This is a genomic window from Paenibacillus antarcticus (genome assembly GCF_001637225.1).
GTDB classification, from domain to species: domain Bacteria; phylum Bacillota; class Bacilli; order Paenibacillales; family Paenibacillaceae; genus Paenibacillus_AQ; species Paenibacillus_AQ antarcticus.
Genome location: NZ_LVJI01000018.1, coordinates 86,210 through 109,718, shown reverse-complemented (window position 1 = coordinate 109,718; position 23,509 = coordinate 86,210). Strand labels below are relative to the sequence as shown.

12 protein-coding genes are annotated in these 23,509 nt (G+C 40.1%); 7 read left to right on the top strand and 5 right to left on the bottom strand.

The window, feature by feature from the left end:
- Positions 1-13 precede the first annotated feature (13 nt).
- The 3 genes from PBAT_RS13740 to PBAT_RS13730 form a co-directional block, all read right to left on the bottom strand.
- The gene (locus tag PBAT_RS13740; RefSeq protein ID WP_068650511.1) at positions 14-907 is read right to left on the bottom strand and encodes a carbohydrate ABC transporter permease; all 894 of its coding nucleotides are present in this window, start codon (positions 905-907) and stop codon (positions 14-16) included.
- 12 nt (positions 908-919) lie between these two features.
- Positions 920-1,813, bottom strand: coding sequence for a carbohydrate ABC transporter permease (locus PBAT_RS13735; protein WP_068650509.1), 894 nt, complete (start codon positions 1,811-1,813; stop codon positions 920-922).
- An 88-nt stretch (positions 1,814-1,901) separates the two neighbouring features.
- A complete protein-coding gene (locus PBAT_RS13730) occupies positions 1,902-3,284 on the bottom strand; it encodes a carbohydrate ABC transporter substrate-binding protein (RefSeq protein WP_068650507.1) in 1,383 nt (460 codons plus the stop codon).
- A gap of 349 nt (positions 3,285-3,633) precedes the next feature.
- Between PBAT_RS13730 and PBAT_RS13725 the strand changes: the two genes are divergently transcribed.
- Positions 3,634-5,055, top strand: coding sequence for a carbohydrate ABC transporter substrate-binding protein (locus tag PBAT_RS13725; RefSeq protein WP_068650505.1), 1,422 nt, complete (start codon positions 3,634-3,636; stop codon positions 5,053-5,055).
- A gap of 53 nt (positions 5,056-5,108) precedes the next feature.
- On the opposite strand, the gene PBAT_RS13720 is transcribed toward PBAT_RS13725, so the two are convergent.
- Both PBAT_RS13720 and PBAT_RS13715 read right to left on the bottom strand, forming a co-directional pair.
- The gene (locus tag PBAT_RS13720; protein WP_068650503.1) at positions 5,109-6,707 is read right to left on the bottom strand and encodes a response regulator transcription factor; all 1,599 of its coding nucleotides are present in this window, start codon (positions 6,705-6,707) and stop codon (positions 5,109-5,111) included.
- A gap of 5 nt (positions 6,708-6,712) precedes the next feature.
- On the bottom strand, positions 6,713-8,464 hold the full coding sequence (locus PBAT_RS13715; protein WP_068650501.1) for a sensor histidine kinase: 1,752 nt from the start codon (positions 8,462-8,464) through the stop codon (positions 6,713-6,715).
- A gap of 618 nt (positions 8,465-9,082) precedes the next feature.
- Here PBAT_RS13715 and PBAT_RS13710 point away from each other — a divergent pair.
- The 6 genes from PBAT_RS13710 to PBAT_RS13685 all read left to right on the top strand — a co-directional run bounded on the left by PBAT_RS13710 (position 9,083) and on the right by PBAT_RS13685 (position 23,484).
- Positions 9,083-17,620, top strand: a complete 8,538-nt coding sequence (locus PBAT_RS13710; RefSeq protein WP_246168881.1) for an endo-alpha-N-acetylgalactosaminidase family protein — start codon at positions 9,083-9,085, stop codon at positions 17,618-17,620.
- A gap of 145 nt (positions 17,621-17,765) precedes the next feature.
- A complete protein-coding gene (hrpB, locus tag PBAT_RS13705; RefSeq protein ID WP_068650497.1) occupies positions 17,766-20,276 on the top strand; it encodes an ATP-dependent helicase HrpB in 2,511 nt (836 codons plus the stop codon).
- A 128-nt stretch (positions 20,277-20,404) separates the two neighbouring features.
- The gene (locus tag PBAT_RS13700; protein ID WP_068650495.1) at positions 20,405-20,950 is read left to right on the top strand and encodes a general stress protein; all 546 of its coding nucleotides are present in this window, start codon (positions 20,405-20,407) and stop codon (positions 20,948-20,950) included.
- A 260-nt stretch (positions 20,951-21,210) separates the two neighbouring features.
- The gene (locus tag PBAT_RS13695) at positions 21,211-21,738 is read left to right on the top strand and encodes a GNAT family N-acetyltransferase (protein WP_246168192.1); all 528 of its coding nucleotides are present in this window, start codon (positions 21,211-21,213) and stop codon (positions 21,736-21,738) included.
- A 13-nt stretch (positions 21,739-21,751) separates the two neighbouring features.
- Positions 21,752-22,909, top strand: a complete 1,158-nt coding sequence (locus PBAT_RS13690) for an acyltransferase (protein WP_068650494.1) — start codon at positions 21,752-21,754, stop codon at positions 22,907-22,909.
- A gap of 215 nt (positions 22,910-23,124) precedes the next feature.
- Positions 23,125-23,484 carry a replication termination protein gene (locus tag PBAT_RS13685; protein ID WP_068534892.1) on the top strand — a complete coding sequence of 120 codons (360 nt, stop codon included), beginning with the start codon at positions 23,125-23,127 and terminating at the stop codon, positions 23,482-23,484.
- Positions 23,485-23,509: the final 25 nt, after the last annotated feature.

The following is a 23,509-nucleotide window of genomic DNA, read 5'->3' as shown; positions in this document are numbered from 1 at the left end:
TCATAAGAGCACCTTAACCTTTCAGCCCGCCCATGGTCATGCCTTGGGTAAGCTTCTTTTGTACTAGAATATATAGAATAAGGGTTGGCAGCATGACGAGTACTAGTCCTGCATACATTTGACCATATTGAACGGCTGATTTCTGAGCGGCCATTAGATTCATTAGACCGACTGGCAATGTTCGAAGTCCGGGCTTTGTCAGTAAAGTCATTGAAATGATATATTCGTTCCAGAAGGATAGGAAATTAAACAAGATTACGGTCACAATGCTGGGTTTAGCCATTGGCATAATAATCTGAACCATGGTTCGGAAATATCCTGCACCATCTACAGAAGCGGCTTCTTCGAATTCCCTAGGCAATGATTTGAAATAACCAGCGAGTAGATAGACTGTGAAGGGGAGTGCCATTGCAGCATAGACCAATGCTAGAATGAATAGATTATTCAGGAATATGGGGTGTCCAAGAAAACTACGGACAATCTTATCGCCGTTATTGAGCATGAGAAAGATCGGAACGACAATATAGTTCACATTGATAAATAATCCTGCCATAAACATCAAATTCAAGATGACGCTTCCTTTAAATTTATAACGTGCCAGCACATAAGCTGCTGGTAACGCAATGACGAGTAGAAGAGCAAGTGCAATCACGGTTACGATTACGGAGTTGAGCATGTAACTGCCCATCTTAGCCTTCTGCCAAGCATTAACAAAGTTCTCTAGATAAAACCCTTTCGGAAGTGCCCAGGGATTGGCGTAGAACTCAATATCCTGTTTAATAGAGGCCATGAACGCCCAAGCGACAGGGACGATAATGATAATTGCCAGTGCGAATAGCACAACGTAGATGAAGCCCTTATAGAACGTATCACTGACGCCACGATGTGCGAGTTTATTATTCTTCAAGTTGTAACCTCCTTAATATTCCAAATGGTCACGTTTGGTGACTGCGTTCAGGATAGCAGCTAGTGCGAATGAGAACAGGAACACGACTACACCGATTGCCATACCGTAGCCATAGGAGGAGTTGGTATAAGCCTCTTTGTACATGTAGCTCAGGAATACCTCAGTAGATCCGTCAGGACCACCGCCAGTCATCGCAACAACGAACAGGAAGCTCATGTTGATCGTACTGATGACGAAGAAGGTAAGGGTGGTTCGAATATTCGTCCAGATTAACGGGATTGTAATGGTGAAAAATTGATGCATCCGCCCTGCACCCTCAAGTTCAGCAGATTCATACAAGCTTTCAGGGATATTCGCCATACTGGCCATGTACATGACCATGTAATAACCTATGGCCTGCCAGATCATCGCGCCTGCGAGGGAGTAAATAACGATTTTTTGATCGCCCAACCAGAGTATAGGGTCTGACGCTGCTCCCCGGAATAAATTCAGGAATGCATTTAGCAGTCCGCTATTGGGATCATAAATCGCTGAGAAAATAGCACTGATAACGACAACAGACAATATGTTTGGAATATAGAAGATAACTCGTAAGAAATCTTGTCCTTTCAACTTCTCACGAGAGAGCATGGACGCGAACACAAGTGCAAAAGCAAAAGTAACGATGGTGACTATTATGATAAGTAGAAGACTGTTCTGAAAAGCTTGATAGAATTTATCACTATGAAAAAGCTTTGTGAAATTTTGCAGTCCTACAAATGTCTTGTCATCTGTGTATCCACCCCATTTGTAAGTGGACATACGGAATACATCGATCGTAGGTATGATTAGAAAAACAACGAATAGGATTACGGCGGGAGCAAGACAGAAGAAAATAAAACGCCCTTGTCCCTTCTGGATTTCCATTGATCCATCTCCTTTCAAAGATAAAAATAACGGTGGCAGCTTGCGCATGCCACCATGGTTCACAGATTTAATTAGTAGTTAGCATTGCTTACTTCAACGCACCGCGTAATGCATCACTTGCTTTCGTGATGGCTTCAACCCATTGAGCTTGTGTCTTTGCCTTAGTTACAAGGGAATCCACTGTACCAAATACCGTGTCCGAAATGTTTACGCCTTCAACTGGATCAGTTGTGGAGAATGCTCCCATGGCTGCTTTTGCACCATTGTCATAGATGCTATAGAAAAGTTTATTATCCCCTTCTAGTTTGCTTGCCATATCTTTAATAGGTTGAACTGCACCTACTTTGGCAAAAATGCCAGCGGCTTCATCTGAGTAAAGATACGCAATAAATTGTTTAGCTAGATCAGCATTCGGAGCTTTTGCTGGAACCCAGATTTGTTCAAAGAATGTGTAGGAGAATCTATCACCGCCATCTTTAACAGCTGGTAGAGCCGTGAAGCCCCATTTAAATCCTTCAGCACGAGGTGCCTCACCCATTTCACCAACGACCCAAGTGCCGTTTGGCATGAAGATAGCTTTGTTATCGAGAATGAGCTGTTGATTTTTAGTGAAGTTATCTTTATTTCCGTTGGCAGGGACAGTTTTCTCAGTATAGGATGCAAGCTTATTAATAATGTCAAATGCTTGCGTTGCTTCTGGAGATTGCCATACACCTTCGGAATAATTCATCGCTTTAGTGAAGAATTCAGGACCACCCACTTCGTTAAGCAATGCATAGAAGAATGAATCGAAATAACCTGTAGTTGGGTAGGAGAACAATGCAATTCCATCCGTCTTAGCTTTGTCGCCTAATGCCCACATTTCATCCCAAGTGGTAGGAACAGTCCAGCCTTTCTGCTCAAGTAAGCCAGCGTTGTAGAATAGACCTGTTGGACTATAGAACATTGGCATCAAAAAGGTCTTGCCATCACCATAAGGATTTGTAATGGATGTATCCGTAAAGCCAGGGATGATTTTGTCCTTCACGGTAACACTTTCACCAGGAATCGTCATCGACAGCACATCCGTAAGATCCGTAAGGTTATTATCTTTAACGAAGGTTTCGGTTAAACCTTTTTTCTGACCAACTGCAAGATGGATAACGTCAGGGAAATCTCCTGACTTCATAGCAGGCCCGATGACATCTTCAAGACTCTTGTCGATTGTTGATTCGACTTTTACGCCGGGGTTTATTTTCTCGAATCCAGCAATGATTTCTTTCCAAATATCAGGACCGTAAGCAGTTTCTAAAGCTGCCAGTTTTAAAGTACGAGTCTCAGGTGTTGTAGGTGTCTCTGGTGTTTCTGTAGTTGTTACGGGTGTAGTTGTATCACTAGGAGCAGGACTAGAGCTGTTGTTGGTATTTCCACTACAAGCTGCAAGACTAAGTGATAATGATGCTGTAAGTGCCAGGCCAAGAATTTTTTTCATGTAAACCCTCCTGTTTATTCTATATTTGTTTACGACTGTGGAAATCATGACTCAAATGACTTCTCGCACAGTTAGAATAACGCTTACATATGTGTAATTCAATAGATTCAACGCAGGTAGATAGGATCGTACATAGACATGCAAAAATAATCAATATAGTACATGTAGGTTAAAATAATCATGAATCATTTGTACGATATCCATTCTAAATAAAAGTTATAAATGAAATGTATCTCACAAGGAAGATAATATTGTACATAGATTAGTCTATTTTATTCATGTATGGTTAGGGTACGAATACGTATAGTTGAAGTGTTATGCGATAGAAGCGAATTTAGGAGTGGACTCAATGAAGAGATATGCTAGCTTATTTTTACTAGCTGTGATATTGATATCAAGCGCCATTGGTTTAAGTAAGGATTCCACTTCAACCGATACAGTTAGTCCACTACCGGGAACAAAATCTTCAAATGACTTTAAGCACAAGGAATTGAATATAGCCGTATTCCAAGGTGGATACGGACCTGAATACTGGGATGAAATCGTGAGTGAGTTTGAATCAGCGTATCCAGGAGTAAAAGTTAACATGACAAACAGTCCTAGAATTGGAGATGTGGTTAGACCTCAATTCGTAGCAGGTAATCCGCCAGATTTTCTTGTCGTACTAGATACAGAGCAAAGTGGATTAATAACCTCTTTAGTTAAGGAAAAGGGCTTGCAAGATATTAGTGACGTATTTGAAAGTAAAGCATTGGATAAGGATCAATTACTGAAGGATAGGGTACTCCCTGGCATGTTAGAAAACACACGGTTTTCTCCATATCAGGATGGGAAAATTTATTTGGCTCCATTTAATGCGGGTCCTTTGGGGTTGATCTACAATAAAAAATTGTTCCGGGAGAAAGGATGGAAGTTACCAGAAACGTGGGATGACTTCTTCGCATTGGGTGAGGAACTGAAGAAAGAAGAAAATTTTCTAGCCGACAAAAATGGTGGAAAAACAAAAAGAGCATTATTTACTTACCAAGGCATTTATCCTAATTATTTGGAAGAGATTATGTACCCTTCATTAGCTAACGCCGCAGGCATTGATCATTTAAAAAAGATTTTTGCATACGAACCAGGCTCTTTTAAAACGGATGCGGTAAAAAAGGTACTTGATATTTTCGCGAAGATTGGTGCGGAAGGGTATTTAATGGATGGTACAGTTGATTTGAATCATACACAATCACAAACGGATATGATGCTTGGTAAAGCAATATTTATTGTTAATGGAACATGGATGGAGAATGAAATGAAGAATTTCCCTAGAGAAGAGGGCTTCGAATTTGGCATGATTCCTGTTCCAGTATTTAATAAGGGTGATAAGCGCTATATCCTTACAAGTTATGAACAATTCTCAATTCCAGTAAGAGCTAAGAATCCAGAACTTGCAAAGGAATTCTTGAAGTTTCTATACACAAACCAATCTGTCAAATTATTTGCTGAAAAATCCAATGGTGTATTTGCGCTAAAGGACGCTAAAGAACTTTCGAAGCCTTACTTAACACCTGGTGTATATGAAATGTTCAGTGCGTATGATGGCGCAACGTCCATTGTACAAGATTGGAAAGCCATTCCTAAAGGGTCTAAGAGTGATATTAGGACTGAATTATTTAAGAATGCAATTACCCCAATTATGACGGGTAAGATGACAACGGATCAATGGATGGATAGTGTCGAGAATTCATTTACTCAGATTCAATCTGAGATGGCAGCAAATAAACAATGAAATACAATGAAGAGGGCTGTCCCCAAGTTCGGGACAGCCCTCTTCATTTGTTTTTAATATATTTGTAATTGTTGAGCTTTATACTCCGTAGGAGACATACCAAAATGCTTTTTAAATAATCGATTAAAGTAGAATTGGTCACTAATACCGACTAGAGAAGAGACTTCCTTGATATAGATACGACCTTGTATAATTAATTCAGCGGCTTTAATCATTCTTAAATTATTGATGTAGCTGAACAGGCTTGTGCCAACTTGTTCCTTAAACATACGACATAAATAGTTTTCACTGAAATTAGTGTAACTCGAAATCATTTCTAAGGTGATCTTATCTTGATAATGTGACTCTATATAGTTAATGACATCTAGTACTTCTTTCTTGAATACAGGAGTGTCAGACATATCAGTTCGTAAGCTTAAACACTGAAAAGTTTGTATAGCATTAACTGTAAATAATTCAATGTTTTTACAATAAAGTAAACCCTTTTTACGGTACTCATATTGCTCTGGATCATCGATTCGGATCTTATTCTCATATAACGGCAAATAATCTAGACATTTAAAGATGAACGTTTTAACAACATCTGGATGAATGTTATTATGCCTGCACTCCTGAATAAATGCTTCTAAGTTATCGATGATCGACTCCTTATCATATTGCTGCCAATGCTTAATCATTGAAATAGAGTAATCAACGTAATTGGTATGCATTGTGTCTTCCTTGAACTTGATTTCATCCACGCAAATAACCGGATGATGATCGTAAAAATTAATATGTAGGGCATCTTTACATGCCCAGTATGTATCCCTTGCTTCCACATAACCAATAGTCTCATGAGAATATACAATAGTTGGTTCTATTGAAATATACATCTTAATTAATTTGCTGATTTTATTGATGAAGTCCATAGGTTTGATTTGATGTTTATTTAGCTGCTGTTCTGAGATTAAGGCGATGATGCCGGTTGCTTCCACTTGAAAAACTTCAATATCATTTCCTGCCTCTACTAGGTCAAGAATCATATTCTCGATAAATGCAATGGAAATGTCCGTCTTCTCATCTTGTTCTGCTGAAATGTCTAGCTCAAAGGTGATATAGAATAGATAAATGGGGGTATCCGTCAAATTCAATACAATCGGTTTATTGTGCAAGAAATGATGTAGATCAAAAGATGTATCTGTGAAATATTCTTTCAAAACGCTATTTTTTACACTTTTAAGATTACTTTGCATAAATTGATCTCGAGCTTCCTGTTCTTGTAATGTATGCTGTTGTTCCTGAAGGAGGCTAGCTGTCTTATGAAGTTGTGCAATAAGATCTTCGGTTTTTATGCTGATTTTTAACATATAGTCAACTGCCCCAAGCAGTAATGCTTCACGTACAAGCTCATAATCACCAAAATTGCTTGCTACAATGATCTTTCCATGATATTTAAATTTATTTAACTCCTTGATGAATTGAAGACCGTCCATATTGGGCATCTTTAGGTCCGTAATAATAATATCAGGCTTTAATTTCTCAACCAAAGCTAAGGCCTCTATCCCATCGGAGGCAGTACCGCATATAGGAAATCCGAGATCATCCCAAGCAATCATCGTTCGTAGTGCTATTTTTACAATCGGTTCATCATCTACAAGTAATACATTAAACATAAAGACTAGCCTCCTTGTTTAAGTTGACCTTCGTATGGAATGATGATTTTACAGCATGTGCCATCACCAATAACACTTGTAATAAATAATCCGTATTCTTCTCCATAATAGATTTTAATTCGTTCATCAACATTCGTTATCCCGATGCCGGATAGCTTTTTGTTATTGTCAGAATTTTTTGAAGTATTTGTATCAAATCCTTTACCATTGTCAGTGATTTCAATATCAATGAATTGATCTCTTTGCTGAACTTTAATCTTTATCTTGATAGATTTACCATGTTCGGATAATCCATGAATAATTGCATTCTCAGCAACAGGTTGCAGAATCAATTTGGGAATTAAGCAATGGACTAGTTCATCATTAATATCATATTCAACTTGAAAACTATCCGCATAGCGAATTTTTTGTATTTCAAAATAGTTCGATAAATTATGTAACTCTTGTTCAATCGTAATTTCCTCATTACGGTCTAAGATGGTACTACGAAGTAACTCTGATAAAGAGCTGATACCGTTACTTAAAACGGGCACTTGATTAATAATTGCGAGCCATCGCAGTGTGTTAAGGGTATTAAACAGAAAATGCGGATTGATTTGGGATTGAAGCATTTGTAGTTCTAACTCTCGTTTACGCTTTTGATCCAGTTTCTGATTATGTATTAGATGTTCAATTTCACCAACCATACTATTAATTTTGCGAGAAAGCACGCCCATTTCATCCTCATTATCATCTTGAATACGATTAGAGAATTTTCCATTTGATATTTGATTACTAAAGGTAATAATCCCCTTTATAGGTCTTACAATGCTGTTATTCATATAAGAAATGATCACAATACAACATATAACGATAAGCACGATGATGACTGACATACTGATGGTGATCTTACTTGTTTCTGAATTAATGTAGGAAAAGGGCATCATTGAAATAAGATACCAGCCAATTTGTTCATTATATATGTAAGAAATTTGTTGATCTGTGTTATTAACCTGTCCAGAAAAAGATTGACTGTCTTGCCCTTGGTGATCCTTAATTTGATTGATAAGTTCAGGGTCTATGTACGGAGATCCTAAAGGAATCTCCTTTTCGTTGGCTGATAACACGGTCCCATCTCGCCCCATAATCATTAGCTTAGTGCCAGTCCCTAAATCAACATTGGATAGAATGTTCTCTGAGAATAAATCATCTTTGATGAATACAAAAGCATAGCCTAACTGGGTTGAGATGTCATTCAGTGCATGTATTTTTCGTCCCAGAGCAATGGTATCGTATGATCGAATGGTCTTGACATATGTCAGGCCATCATAAGGAGCATTCGTATCCACATCGCTCATCGCCTTATTTAGGGCTTGATTATCGATTGGATCAAATCCAAGTTCATAAAAAAGACGATGGTCCGTATCAAATATACTTACGTTCACAGCATGTGATGGGAAAATGGTTCTAAAGATAGCATCCATTGCTGCTTCTTTGGCATTCTCAGGATCCTTTTGCTCAGCATTTTCCTTTGACAAGTTCTCTTGTACAAATTCATTTGTGGATATCGATCCAATGAGATACTGATAGTTCTGAAGTTCTGCAAGTAAATTGATATTGACTAATGTTAAGGCTTGAAAGGTAGATTTACTGAGCTTGTCACTGATGGATTCTGAATAAAGATGATATGCATAATATCCCAGAAAGAAGATCGGAAGAACCGAAACGATTAAGAAGGTTCCAATCAATCGATGCTGTATTTTGAATTTGCGTAACATAGATGGCCCCCTTAACTCGTTAAGCTTTTATGAAAGCAATATGTATGATTATAGCATTATTTGATAACGCTTTCACTAGTAGGAGGGAAAATATTTACATAAGACATAAAACTCTGAAATGGTAAAAGTAAAAGTGTTTGGAAGATCAAAGAAGATAGCTCGTTCCTCGTCATAGGATGGGCTGTTTTTACTTTGTTAGCCTAATCATTCGTCTCACATGTACATGAAACACCTGGATAGGATAATCCATAAAGATAATAAAATTGTCTATAGGGTCATGTGAATTGAAGAAAAAATTAATAATTGAAAGCCTAATGCAATAACAAATAATGTAATTACACACATCAAGGTAATATTATCCATATAAATGTTTGTTTTATTGATGTATTGCAAAAGGAAGATTTTCTATAATTATAGTATCAATTAATAACGCTTTCATATTAAAGGAGGAATAGCTAAAGAACGGGTTGATAGATTCAAAGATTAATATTTTTTTGGAAATACCACAATAAAAGTTATCTATGTCCACATGTATTGTAGAAATTACAGGAAGAATGCTTCCTGTTGAAAGCGATTACAATTAAGATTTGAATGATGGGGGCGAAGGAATTGAAGAAAGTGATTAGATTCAAGCAGTTACTATCCATATTTCTATCCGTTAGTATGTTGACTGGCATACCGATAGGTGCAGTATCGGCAGATACAGACATGGTTGGGTCGACAGAACTTCCAATCGAGGCACCGGGGAGGGGTAGCAGTGCTGATAACGCTACGGAAATTGATCCAGGGCTAGAAACCGACCCTGACAACGCTACAGCAATTGATCCCGAGACGGAGATCGTCCCTGCTAATGCTGCAGCAATTGATCCTGTGTCGGAAGCCGAGGTTAACGGTAATTATACGGTATCGTTCACGGATGAAAGCACCCGTGGTGGTTGGAAGAAAGCTACAGGTAACGGCATGATGACGTTTACGGATGGTGTAGGTGACGCTGGCTTTATGACACTTGCGGCTAACGGTAATACCGTGGTTATGGACGATACCGCACCTATTATGAAGGACGGCTTTATTCAGGCGGACATCACTCCTCTCAACAACGGCGGGCGGATGGCCCTGTTATTCCGTTACCAAAATGGGGATAGCTATGCCGGTATCAGCTACGATGATAAGTGGGGTTGGTGTATCAACAGTGGAAATGGCTGGGGTACTATCAGTGGCGTGGGCGCGGTACCAGCAGCCAATGTCAAAACCAACATGCGTGTGGAGTTCCGCGGTGAGCATATTCGCCTTCTTATAGATGGTGTGGAGCGCTACTCTGGGAATATCCCCCAGCTTGACTTAGCAGCAGGCAAGATTGGCGTTCGCTTTTGGGGTTATGACACAGGAGCTACACAGGCCAACGTCAAAATTGATAATTTTACTGTAGGGGAGCTGTCGAGTCTGCCTCCACAGCCAGATCTTCCGGTGGTGGAGACCGACGCTAATGGCAACTATACGGTATCCTTTACCGATGCCAAAACGCGTGGCGGCTGGACTAAAACCGGTGCAAACGGTGCTATGATATTCACAGATGGTGCAGGCGATGCGGGTAATATGCAACTGACAGCAAACGGAGCCTCGCAGTTTGCGGATCTGAATGCCCCTTCTCAAGGTGATGGTTTTGTCGAGATGGATGTTAATAATCTTTCCGAAGGTAGAATTGCATTGTTGTTCCGTTATCAAAATGAATCTCAGTTTGCTGGGGTAGGTTATGATGTTGGGACAGGATGGAAGTTCTTAAACAATGGTAATGATTCTATTACGTTTCAAGGTGCTGGGTTACCTCTTAATAAAAAGACTCGTGTTCGGATTGAGTATAAGGGAGAAAATATTCGCGTAATTGTAGCGGGTACTGAACTTTACTCGGGTAACGTTCCAGGACTTCAAACGGGAGCAGGAAAAATAGGTGTTCGTGTGTGGGGCTATGGCACTGGAGCTACGCAGGGGACTGCGAAATTTGATAACATCACTACTGGTGCCCTACATGAAACAGAGATGGATGAGCATGGAAATTACAAAATCACCTTTACAGATCGTAACAAACGAGGCGGCTTCCAAAAGGTGGGTGGAGATGGCACTGTAGAGTTCATAGACGGTGTGGGTGATGCAGGTTATATGAAGATTGCAAAACAAGACAACAGCGAAAGTAAAGTCACCTATATGGCGATAAGCGCTCCATTGGTGCAAGATGGATTTATTGAAATGGATGCTACCAACTTGTCCGATGGACGGATCGGGTTCTTGTTCCGACAGCAGAATGCTAGTAAATATGCTGCCGTAGCTTATGATGTGGGGACATGGAAAGTTCTTAAGGATGGACAGGATGTTCTAACAAATATCACTGGCCCGAGTTGGAAAAACGGAGATAAGATCCATGTCCGTATCGAGTATGCTGGTGACCGAGTCACTTTACTTGTGAATGGTGCGCAGGTATTCTCACAGAAACATGCACAGCTGGCAGATATGAATGCAGGACAGGTAGGGTTAATTGCTTGGGGATATGGCACTGGCGGTAGCCAGGGCAAGATGAAAGTCGATAATATTGTGGTGGGTGCCTATGACAGAGTAACGTTGACTCCAGATAATAAGTTCGTGCTCTACGCTGAGGCGGGTAGTTACGATGTTCCTATTGCGTTGTCTCAGACGAATAACGCACTTGTAAGTATCGAAGCTAATGATGTGAAACTCACTGAGAATACGGATTATTCCGTTAGCAATAATACGATCACATTGAAAAAGGAATATGTATCATCGGTAAAAGAAGCAGGAGGTGCGGTACTTACCTTCGCATTTGCGGATGGTTTTGAAACGAATTTTGAGCTTAGTGTTCAGGCAAAGCCTAACGATACTCAAATCAACTATGTGCGGGATTTCTCCGCAAACATAGATGAACTCAAGCTAGTTTCCGGTATGGGTACGCTGACTTATGACGCTACAAATCACGGTGCTAAATTTGTGAATAGTAGTAGTGCATTCATCATTGATCACAATGCTCCGGAACTTAAAAATAGTGATGTGGAATTTACCTTTCAGCCTGCAAATGACAATGGTAATTTTGCACTCGTAACAAGATACCGTGGGTCGGATGATTGGGTGGCTATCGGGATAAACGGTGCAAGTGGTAACAGATCGACATGGACTGTGTGGAATGGTCGGGGAGGAAGTCAAAAGCTAATAGAAGATGGAGATCGCTTTTATGCCAAACGCTTAGCACCTTACACTGTTCGAATTCGAGTAGTGGAAAAAGTCCTTACTATTTGGGTGGACGGTGGTGAAGTTTACTCCGGTGAAGTGGATTTATTGACCGGTGCAGCTGGTAAAGCTGGAATACGATTAACTGGTGGTGCGGGAGCGTTAATTACAAATCTCTCAATTACATCTGCTGACCTTCCTGCGATGGAAGAGGACCCAGGTGACGCTCGTACCATTCAATCAGGAGATCTTGTAGTCAATATGGATTCCTTATTTCCACGTGTTATTGACTACAAACTCAATTCAACAAGTGTGACCATGAAGGGGCAGGAGCGTCCTTATTATGTAGTTGAACTGAATAATAAGGAATATCGTCCTCAGGTGACGGCGGACTTTACTTCTGACACAGCATCTTATCATATGACAGTAGAGATTGAACCAAGCAAGACGGTCACTTTTGATGTGATCTTCACAGTGGTCAATAACGTGCTTCAAATGAAAATAACAAATATTAAAGACACGATGAATCCCATTTATTCTTTCAATTTTCCAAGGCATAGCTTGGTATCTCTATCCAATGAACAACCTGGTGCGGAATTAAGAGAGAATCGTTATGGTAATGCAGATGGATCAAATTATACTGAGTCTATTGTTGATCTAAAGGGACAACGTGAACATAACGCTTATGCTACAAGCGCAATTGTAGTTATCAGTGATGAGAACATTGCCGCAACTATCAACAATGGGTCCATTAATAATCGTCGGGGCATTGCTTATCAGACATTCCAAGTAGGTAGTCACTACTCAACGGGTCTATGGAGTAATGGCTATCAGTACCGCGGATTGGACAATAAAGTGATCGAAGAACCATGGGTTAAAGTCGCTATCACTGGAGATCGCAACCAAGATGGTAAAGTTGACTTTCAAGATGGAGCAATTGCACGGCGTGATGATGTATTGAAAGACGGAGAAACTGCTGATATGCAGCATTCCAGTGCAGTAATGAGCAGTTTAAATACGATTGCTATGGATGTGGGAAGTGCAGCACAATATCCATTCCTACGCATTCTAGATAATATCAAAAAAGTTTCGCTAGGCACGGATAGTTTCCCTCAGAACATTGTTATTAAAGGTTACAATGGCCAGGGACATGACTCTAACAATGGTGACTTTACAAATTATAATCAAGCTGCAGGTGGATTGAATGACTTCAACGTATTGCTTGAAAAAGCTCAACAGTATAATACGACAATCGGTATTCATATCAACCAGACAGAGACATACCCCGAGTCCATTACATTTGGTAAACTTGCTACCAAAATCGGTGGTTGGCCGTGGTATGATGTCGCAAGTCAAATTGTTCGTGAGAATGATATTTTGGATACGGATAATGGCATGATTGCCAGATTAGACCAACTTAATCAAGACACGAAAGGCAACCTATCTCTCATTTATGTCGATGTTTATTTTGGATCTCGTTGGCCGATGTATTCTATTATAGATAAGATCAACTCTATGGGCATGGCCATTGCTACAGAATACCCTCGGGAAATGGACACGCACAGTGTTTGGGCGCATCACGTGGGTGGTGAATTTAATAATGCGGGAAGTTTGGTTCGCTTTGTCAATCATACCCGTCAGGATGTATTTGGTTCTTCTAGTTTGTTCCGTTCCTCAGGTGATCGTAATAACTTGGGTATTAACGGATGGCAGACATCCTATAATTATGCCTCTACGATCGAACAGTTCTTTACACAAGTACTTCCAAATCGTTATTTGGTTCAGTTCCCAATCATGCAATTCGACACGGAGAATCGTGCGGTGCTAGGGGAGAAACTGGAGATCGTTACGGAGTATAATAATGGTAAGAATACGATCCGGAAGGATAATCATCTCATCGCAGATGGAAATTTGATCTTTATTCCTTGGGACGTAAAGACGGAAGAGAAAATTTACCACTGGAATCCGAATGGCGGTGCAAGTACTTGGACGCTACCTGCATCTTGGAATGGGTATGACAGTGTTGTAATGTATGAATTGTCAGACCATGGACGTAGTACTCCAGTGGATGTGTCATTAGATGGTGCTCATAAGGTAACAATCCATGCTAAGGCCAAAACCGGTTATGTAATTTATCCGAAGTCAAAAGCACCGGATGTAACCGATATGGCTGCTTATAGCTGGAGTGAAGGAAGTCTCGTCAAGGATATGGGCTTCGATAGTTTTACTCCTGAATACGCATGGAAGTTCTCTTCAAGTGCTGGTACTAAGGATCATGTGAAATTTGAGAATAATAACAGAGGTAATACGTATCTCACGGTTCGAGGTGTTAATGATGCTACGATCACCCAAGAAATTAAAGGCTTAGAACCGGGTAAAACATATGCTGCATCCATTTGGGCAGAGGTATCGAATGGTAGAACAGCTACCTTAGCCGTTCGTCTGCCGAACGGAACCGAAGTTTCTAATGAGATGGATCGAAGTAATATTATTTATGGTTTACATCATACGGATAAATATAAGCGTAATATCCAACGGATGAAAGTTCACTTCACCGCTACTACAGAAGGAACTGCGACTTTAATATTGAAAGCAGCAGTGGGGGCAGATGCTAGTAGTTATGTTCTGTTCGATGATGCACGCATTGTGCTAAATGCTCAATCAGACCAAAAAGGACATTATTTATATGAAGACTTTGAAAATGTCGATGAAGGGTATGGAGTATTCCTAGCTACGGAGTCTGATCAGACGCATTTAGCGGAAAGTAACGCGCCACATACGTTCGATACGATTGATGGACGTTACTCATTGAAGACTCGCGGTGGCGACTACCTCAGAACAGCTCCTTATACGTTAAGATTGAAACCTAATACACGTTATGAAGCGGGATTGGATTACCGTGCTAGCACGAACGGAGCCTTTACTGTTGCGGTGAAATCGGACAAAGCACAAGAAGCGGGCGATACGACTAATGCAAAGCTTGCATCCGAAGTAGCAGGTTCCAACACTTCATGGGGCAAGGGTAGTATAAGACTCAGCTTTACGACCGGACCTCATGATGATTATTACATCGATATTACTAAAGGAAACGCTTCAGAATATTCCGTTGATAATTTCTATGTAGATGAATTCTTAATCATCGATAGAACGATTCTACAAAATTTATATGATGCAAACAAGGACTTAATTGCGGAGAAATACACGGCTGAGAGTTATGCAACGTTGACTGCACAGCTAATAGAAGCAAAGACTATTTTAGATAAAGCTGAGGTCAGTGAAGAAGAGATTATCAGTGCATATGATGCACTGAAGGCTGCTCAAGATGCTTTGATTGCTTATGCAGAAGCTGAAGATATTTCTCGTTTACAATTAGTGATTAATGAGATGAAGGCACTTCCTGCAGGTGAATATAAGCATGATGAGAAATGGACAGTATTCCAAGGAATCATCAATGAAGCAGATACGATGACTAGAAAAGATAAAGTTACTGTACCTGAAGTTAATGCGATGATTAATCAGTTATTTGTGGCTAAGAATGAACTAAGTTCACTTGTAAACAAAAGTGAGTTGCAGAAGTTATATGATATTAGCAACACTATATCTTCAAATGATGTAGTAGACGGCAAAGAACTCCAAGATTTCTTAATGGCACGCACCACTGCAAAGACAGTGATAGAAACATCAGGTCAGACCCAAGAACAGGTGGATGCGGCTTTCAAAGAATTGCAGGAGAGTTATTCCAAGATCGTTCCTAAGAAAGAAGCTACAATTTGGACTACGTTAGAGAATACTAACTCTTTTGCAGCGTTGGCACAACCAGATTGGTTCGAGAATTGTGCACAAGCAGATGCTCTCGCAGCAGCTATTGCAGCAGCAAATAAAGCAACAACATGGAAAGAAGTTAACGATGCTATTTCTGACCTGAACGCTGCATTAGATTCACGTAAAGAGAGTGATATTCTGATTGCAGATAACATGATTGGTGGAACGCTTGAACAAGATCGTAATACAGCAAAAGCAGGTGATATCGTTACGCTAACGGCACATCCATCAGAAGGTGGACACATCGTTGAAGTAATAGTGACTAGCAACGGTGTACCTCTTGAAGTGACGAGAGGACTTGATGGTAATTACACATTCCGCATGCCTGGTAATGATGTAACAGTTAGTGCTAAATTCAATAATGAAACACCAGTTAATATGTTTATCATCTCAGGTACTTTAAAGCGCATAAGTGACATAAATGTTAGTTCGGCAGTACAAGGTTGGACAGTTAAAGTCATGAATGGTAAAACACAATTGGGTGACGAAGTCATTACCGATGTGGATGGTGCGTTTGCAATTAAGGGAATTCCGAATGGTACCTATAATTTAGTGGTCTCAAATGGGAACCAGATTCTTACTAGTTACATTAAGGTGGCTGGTGCCAACAAAGAGGTTCATGTGACCATCCCTAATGCGACATTAAGCAATATGGTAGAAATTCAAAATGGGGCTCCTAATATCGTGGTGGATGGTTTGAACAATCAGTTCACACAAGAAGAGATTGACGCTGCGAAAGTTCCGAATAATTCTATCGCAATAAAGCTTTCTGTAGCGATTGAGGAAGGTAACATTGCGGATATTCAAAAGATTATTGCTGCAGCTACTCAAAAGGATATTACCATGTTTATTAATTTGAACTTGATTAAACAAGTTACTACAGGTGGGAATGCAGAGAGTGCTATAAATATGCCGAATGCCCTGCAACCTATTACGATTTATATTCCATTGACGAAAGCCCAGCAAGGCAAAAGTGGTTATGTGATTTATCGTGTCCACAATGGTCAGGTGGAAATGATTACTACAGATGAGGTGGACGGTGAAAAGATTGTAGTCATGGGAGACACGATAGCCCTTACAACCAAGAAGTTCTCCACCTATGCTATTGGTTATGATTCAGCAGCAGGACCTAGCAATCCTGGTACTAATCCCGATAGTAATCCAGATCATAATTCAACGGTCGTTCCTGATACGCATTATGCAATTCAGGTGAAGCAATCCGAGGGCGGTACAATATCCCCTAAATCAGCCAATATTATAAAGGGTGGAAGTATAACCTTTACGATCACACCTGATGATAGATATCAAATTGTCGATGTATTGGTAGATGGAAAGTCTGTTGGTCCAGTTACTACATTTACCTTCTCTAAGGTGAATGCCAAACATATCATTGAGGCTAAATTTGCATTACAATCTATTGGTATTCCTTATTACGAGAAAGATGGAAGGATAATATATATCGGCTTTAGTGCCGATGTGAATGGTAAGTTGAAGTATATATCACCAGATGGAGTAGAAGTTCGCTTTGGTGAGAACAAAAAGTCTTTCTCAGATATAGGTGAGAGTTGGGCCCTTAAGAATATCGCTTTTGTTACTGAGCGTGAGTTGTTCCAAGGCACGAGTAAAGATAAGTTCAGCCCGCAACTTAATATGACGCGTGGAATGTTCGTTACTGTCATTGGACGGTTGTATGAAAGTTCCTATGGCGCGATCAAAGTTGCTCCGATCACTTTCAGTGACGTTTCCACTGATGCCTTCTATGCGTCTTATGCAGCTTGGGCATTGGAGAATGGTATTGTAAGCGGTGTGGGTAATGACCAGTTTGTGCCTAATCGTGAAATTACCCGTGAGGAAATGGCGAAGATTATATTTAACTTTTCTAAATTTTTGCAAAACGCCCCTGAAGTTACAAGTGCGATTAAGCTGGATTATGCAGATGTAGCGAATATATCTGACTATGCTAGAGAAGCAGTGATGTATGCTACTCTTCATAATATGATGCAGGGACGGAACAACAATCAATTTGATCCAAAGGGAATCGCTAACAGAGCTGAGGTCGCTGCTGTCATTCAAAGATTTGTTGAGAGCATGTTAAAAGGATAAACTTATAGAACCCACCGCTCAGGCTGTGGGTTCTTCTTTGCCTTACTCGATTGCACCTATAGATATTGTATGTGACTAGGCTATATAATAGGCAAGAATCGAATTATGGAATCCATCATCATGGGATTCACTTGGAGAAGATATAATGCATGAATTACCTATAAATGATGTATTACGGCAGCTGCTAGACCAATTATGTCATAATACTTCAGCTGTTCTTATAGCAGAACCAGGTGCTGGCAAAACTACTCGTGTGCCATTGGCACTACTTGACGAGCCTTGGCTTGAAGGCAAGAAGATTATGATGCTTGAACCTCGAAGGTTAGCCGCGCGTTCTGCAGCTCACTTTATGGCTACACAATTGGGAGAACGCGTAGGTGATAGGGTAGGTTACCGAGTAAGAATGGATAGTAAGGTAGGGAAGACGACACGAATAGAGGTCGTGACAGAAGGAATTCTGACACGTATGCTACAGAATGATCAAGAACTTTCAGATGTAGGTATCCTTATATTTGATGAGTTCCACGAACGGAATATACATGGAGATCTTGGACTGGCACTCGCATTGGAATCACAAACGATGTTGAGGGAGGACTTGAGAATCCTTGTCATGTCAGCCACGATGGACGCAAGCGTGGTTGCTTCGCTATTACATAATGCTCCTATCATTCATTGTGTGGGGCGCCAGTTCCCTGTTGATACAGTATATGTACCTAACCCAGCGCCAGTTCCCATGGAGAAGGCCATGTCTTCTATTATTCGACAGGCATTGATTAGTCACGAAGGGAGTCTATTGGCTTTCCTTCCGGGTGTAGGGGAAATTCGAAAGGTTAAGCGTGAATTAGAATTAATGTCATTACCAAGTGATATTGTAATCAGGACATTATATGGACAGTTGCCGTTGTCTGAACAGAGTGAGGCTATCCGAATTGAACCCGATGGATGTCGTAAAATCGTTCTTGCCACTTCGATAGCGGAGACCAGCTTGACGATAGAAGGTATACGTATTGTTGTGGATAGTGGGCTTATGAGAACACAAGTGGTATCTTCACGAAGTGGTATGTCTCATCTATCGACAGTTAATGTATCGAAGGCATCTGCTGATCAACGAAGAGGGAGAGCGGGACGTACGGAATCGGGTACCTGTTACCGACTTTGGAGCCAAGAGCAACAAGACTCGCTCCAGAGTGCCAATATACCTGAGATCATGAGTAGTGATCTTTCCTCACTTGCACTCGAATTAGCAGTATGGGGAATTCAAGATCCGAATGATTTACGATGGATTGATACACCTTCTGACATGGCTTTTGGTCAAGCCGTTGATCTTCTAAAGCGGCTTGGTGCTGTGGATCAAAAGGGGCGTATTACTTCACATGGTCAACAGATGGCTAGTATTGGGATGCATCCACGTATGGCCCATATGATATTAGAAGCTATTCCACTTCAATGTGGCGAATTAGCATGTCGACTAGCTGCGCTGCTACAGGAACGGGATATATTCAAAGGGAAAAGAGCGTTCGATGATAGTGATATTTCTACCAGAATAGATCAATTGATGATGTGGGAGAATCAAGGAATGCCAAGCGTAGATGACTCTTCGCTCGATGTAACAGCCATGCATCGAATTATTCAGGAGATGCGCCAGAATCAGAGAAATCTAAATATATCGGGAACTTCTCATGTACATTCGGATTGGTGTGGTATTCTTTTGTCTTTTGCATATCCAGATCGGATCGGACAAGGGAGAGGTGACGGAAGATTCCTATTAGCAAGCGGACGTGGTGTGGAGATGTCTATGATCCAGCCTTTGAGCCGTTCATCATATATCGTAGCTGCGTCTGTTGATGATCGTGGAACAGAGGGAAGATTGTTATTGGCTGCTTCACTATCAGAAGCATCATTGTATCGTTATCAACAGGATCTGATTCAAGAGACTGACGTGATCTTCTGGGATCGAGATTTGCAAGGTGTTAAAGCTCGACGCAGATGCTTATTTGGGGTATTAATGCTTCAAGAGAAAGCTTACCCCAAGCCTCCGGAGGAAGAAGTTGCCTATGCGTTAGTGGAAGGAATTAAGGAGGAAGGATTACAATTATTACCTTGGACTAAAGTGTCTATCCAATTAAGGCAACGATTGTTGTTTATGCATTCTATAACCCCTTCCGACTGGCCAAACGTTAGGGATGAAGCTCTGTTAGCTACAATGCAAGATTGGTTACTTCCTTCTATATATGGGATGAAGAATCGTAATGATCTACAGCGGTTATCATTGAATGGTATTATCGAACAGAATCTCCTAACGTGGGATCAACGACGAGAGTTAGATGCCAAAGCGCCAACACATATGATGGTACCTAGTGGATCACGTATTGCGATTGATTATAGTGATCCTGACCAGCCCAAGGTAGCTGTGAAGTTACAGGAAATGTTCGGATTACTAGAAACGCCACGTATTGGTGGTGGTCGCGTACCATTAACACTTCATTTATTGTCACCGGCACAACGTCCGGTACAAGTAACATCTGATCTGGCTAGTTTCTGGGAAGGTGCTTATTACGAGGTGAAAAAAGATTTGAAAGGTCGTTATCCTAAACATTATTGGCCGGATAAACCATTAGAAGCGATACCTACACGTCGTACGAGACAACAGCAGTAAATACACAGTAACCATTTCAATAATCAACTTATTTATACGAATGCTCTGAATAGTGTTTATTTAGATAGAGATGCGGGTAATTAAAGATAGAATCGCAATTACCCAATATCTTGAAGGAGGATTTAACTATGGATAAGAAAATTGTTGGTGTGTTTGATACAGAGCAGGAAGCTTCTAGAGCCATTGAAAATTTAAAAAATCAAGGAATTGGGATTGAACATATCTCAGTGATAACAAAAGATAGAGATGATTTGAAACAAATAACGGAAGATACAGGTTCGAAAGCTCCGGAAGGAGTAGCTGCTGGAATGGCAACTGGTGGTGTGCTAGGGGGTACAGTTGGACTTCTTGCAGGCATAGGAGCGCTAGCCATTCCGGGTATTGGACCTATTCTTGCGGCTGGTCCGATTGCAGCTACAATAGCTGGATTAGCAGTTGGTGCCGGTGCGGGTGGATTGGTTGGAGGGTTAGTAGGGCTCGGTATTCCTGAAGAGGAAGCTGCTGAATATGAGTCCTATGTAAGCAATGGGAAAATTCTAGTTCTTGTGGACTCTGATGGACCTGGAACAGAAGTGTATCATGTATTCCGTGATAATAAATCGTTGAATGCAAGTCGTTATGACTCAGAAGTGAACAGTGCCTTAAATACTCCACCTAGCAAACCTTTTGTATAGTAGATTTTCTGGAACTTCGAAATCATATACTTTTTTTAAGAATACAGTCCATAGATTGATTCGTAGAAGTTAAATGGGAATGCTCTCATTCGACAAGAATCTATTCTATGGGCTGTTTTCTATTCATTAAATGATTTTTTTGAAAAAAATATATAACCAACAAAATACATAAAAAATATACAAAGCGGAGAGGTGCAATGACTAATATATTGATACAATAGGTATAGTAAAGATTGTTAATTCCTTAGGGAGGTAATGATATGGGTATAAGTGAAATGAACATGAACAATTTGTTGTCATTCAGTGCGATTGTTGAGGAAGACATAGAGCCTTTAACTTTGATTATGACTAGAGCATTTGATGAGGATGCTCGAATTCATCTCGGTGAGGGTAAAACCGATGGACCAGAAGGTTATAATAATGGAGAATTCTTAAGGAAGTGGGCATTAAATACATCTAATGGAGCGTACAAAATATTGTTAGATGGTGAACTAATTGGAGCGTATATCCTATGGGTTAATGATAATGGGAATAATTATTTAGGGAATATATTTATTGATTCATCCATCCAAAACAAAGGGATTGGACGGCAAGTCTGGGGAGCTATTGAAAGAAAATATCCGGATACGTTGAAGTGGATTGCAGAAACACCTGGGTTTTCCAAGAGAAATCATAACTTTTATATTAATAAATGCGGGTTTCGTCTCGTTGAGATATTAAATCCAGGGGATATAGATAAAGAAATGTACGTGTTGCATAAAGAAATGAGCAGCTTCAAATCACTATGAGTGGGAGAATTCGATGGTACATAAAGAAAGAATTACCGAAATAGAAAGTTTACGTGGGTTGGCCTTTCTGGCTGTGGCACTACAGCATAGCATTGCACATTATTCGATCGTTGCGGGTATCCGTCTTGAAGATGGCATTCTTATGACGATATTATTAATGGCCGCTAAGTTCGCGGTGCCGGTCTTCATTTTTATTACAGGTATGGTGTTATTCTACAACTACGAGGGTCAATTCAATTATTTCACTTTTATACGAAAAAGACTGAGCGATATTATCGTTCCTTATATGCTTTGGTCCTTTGTTTACTTCTCATTTTATGGATGGAATGAAGGGTTTATACGAGAAGGTTGGAAATGGCTTCAGATGTTATTTTCTGGAAAGTCAAGTTATCATTTGTGGTATGTAGTTATGATCTTTCAGTTCTACCTCTTGTTCCCAGTATTTCGTTATGTGATCTATAAAGTGCAGAAAGTCATCCCCCCTAGAATATATATGGTGTGTATTATTTGTACTGGACTGCTATTTGTGTGGCTAACAGATAACATCTTTACGATAGGGGATATAATGGCTAGGATTCACTTACCCGTGATTACACCTATGTTCACGAAGTATGTGGATCGTAATTTCTTGTTCTTTTTCTTTTATTTCGTACTAGGAGCTTGTGCGGGAATGCGTCCGGATCTATGGAAAGAGTGGATTCGTAAGGGGAAGTGGATCTATATGAGTTGCTTCTTAGTCTTATTCGCCTACTATACATACATCGTTATCGAGAGCTTTCAAACGCCAAGTGGAATGGTCATTAATTTTAATAAAGTGAATTTACTTCGACCTCTCATGGTGTTCTTTCTAGTGAGTTCAATATGTGTATTGTATCAACTGGCAATTTGGATAAAGGAAAGTGGCAGAATTGCAACCAATAAGATCTTTATTTCAATTGGAAAATATTCATATGGAGCATACTTAGCACATGCATGCATGTTAAGAGTTAGTTATATATTTGATGTTCATCTTTTTGTACAATGGCCCGTTATTCTTAGAGTGTTGATGTCATTTGTTATCTGTGTCCTGCTTTCTTATTTCTTGATCAGATGGCTCTCAATGTTTTCTATAGGAAAATGGGTAGGTGGCGTTCCAGTGAAAAGGAAGAAGCTTGAGACGAAAGCATCGTAGTAAATAGATTTTTTTGGAGAGACCTGAATCAAAACTTCGGAATCATGGAGTGTTGAATAGGTCTCTTTTTAATACTCATGAAATGAATAATACATCACATGAAAAATTCTTAATAGAAAATGCCGTGAACATATCACATTGTGCAATTTGGTAAATAGTTGTTTATAATGTATTTATATTGGTTAATGAAGGAAATAGGGAAGGGGAACTTATCTATGGCATTTATGATTGCCCAGCGGGCATTTATCAAAGTATATCTAATCACGATGGTTGAACAACAACGAGGATATGGATATCAGATGCTCGAAGAACTACGGAAGCAATTTAGTAACTACGGTTATTCTCCTCCTCAGAGTGAAATTTATCGAGCTCTTCATGAATTAGTGCAAGAAGGGGTATTATACCGGACGAAGCAATTGAAGGGAAATGATCCACGAGTTGATTTCCAAGAAATCGTCCTATATCACTTTACTGATGAAGGTGAAGCGAAGGCAGAATTATATAAGAAGCAGATTAAAACGGACCTTGATCGTTGTCTTGGGATACTGAATAAAGCGGCGAACGATAATTATTGATTCGATGTAGGAAAGGGTGAGACGA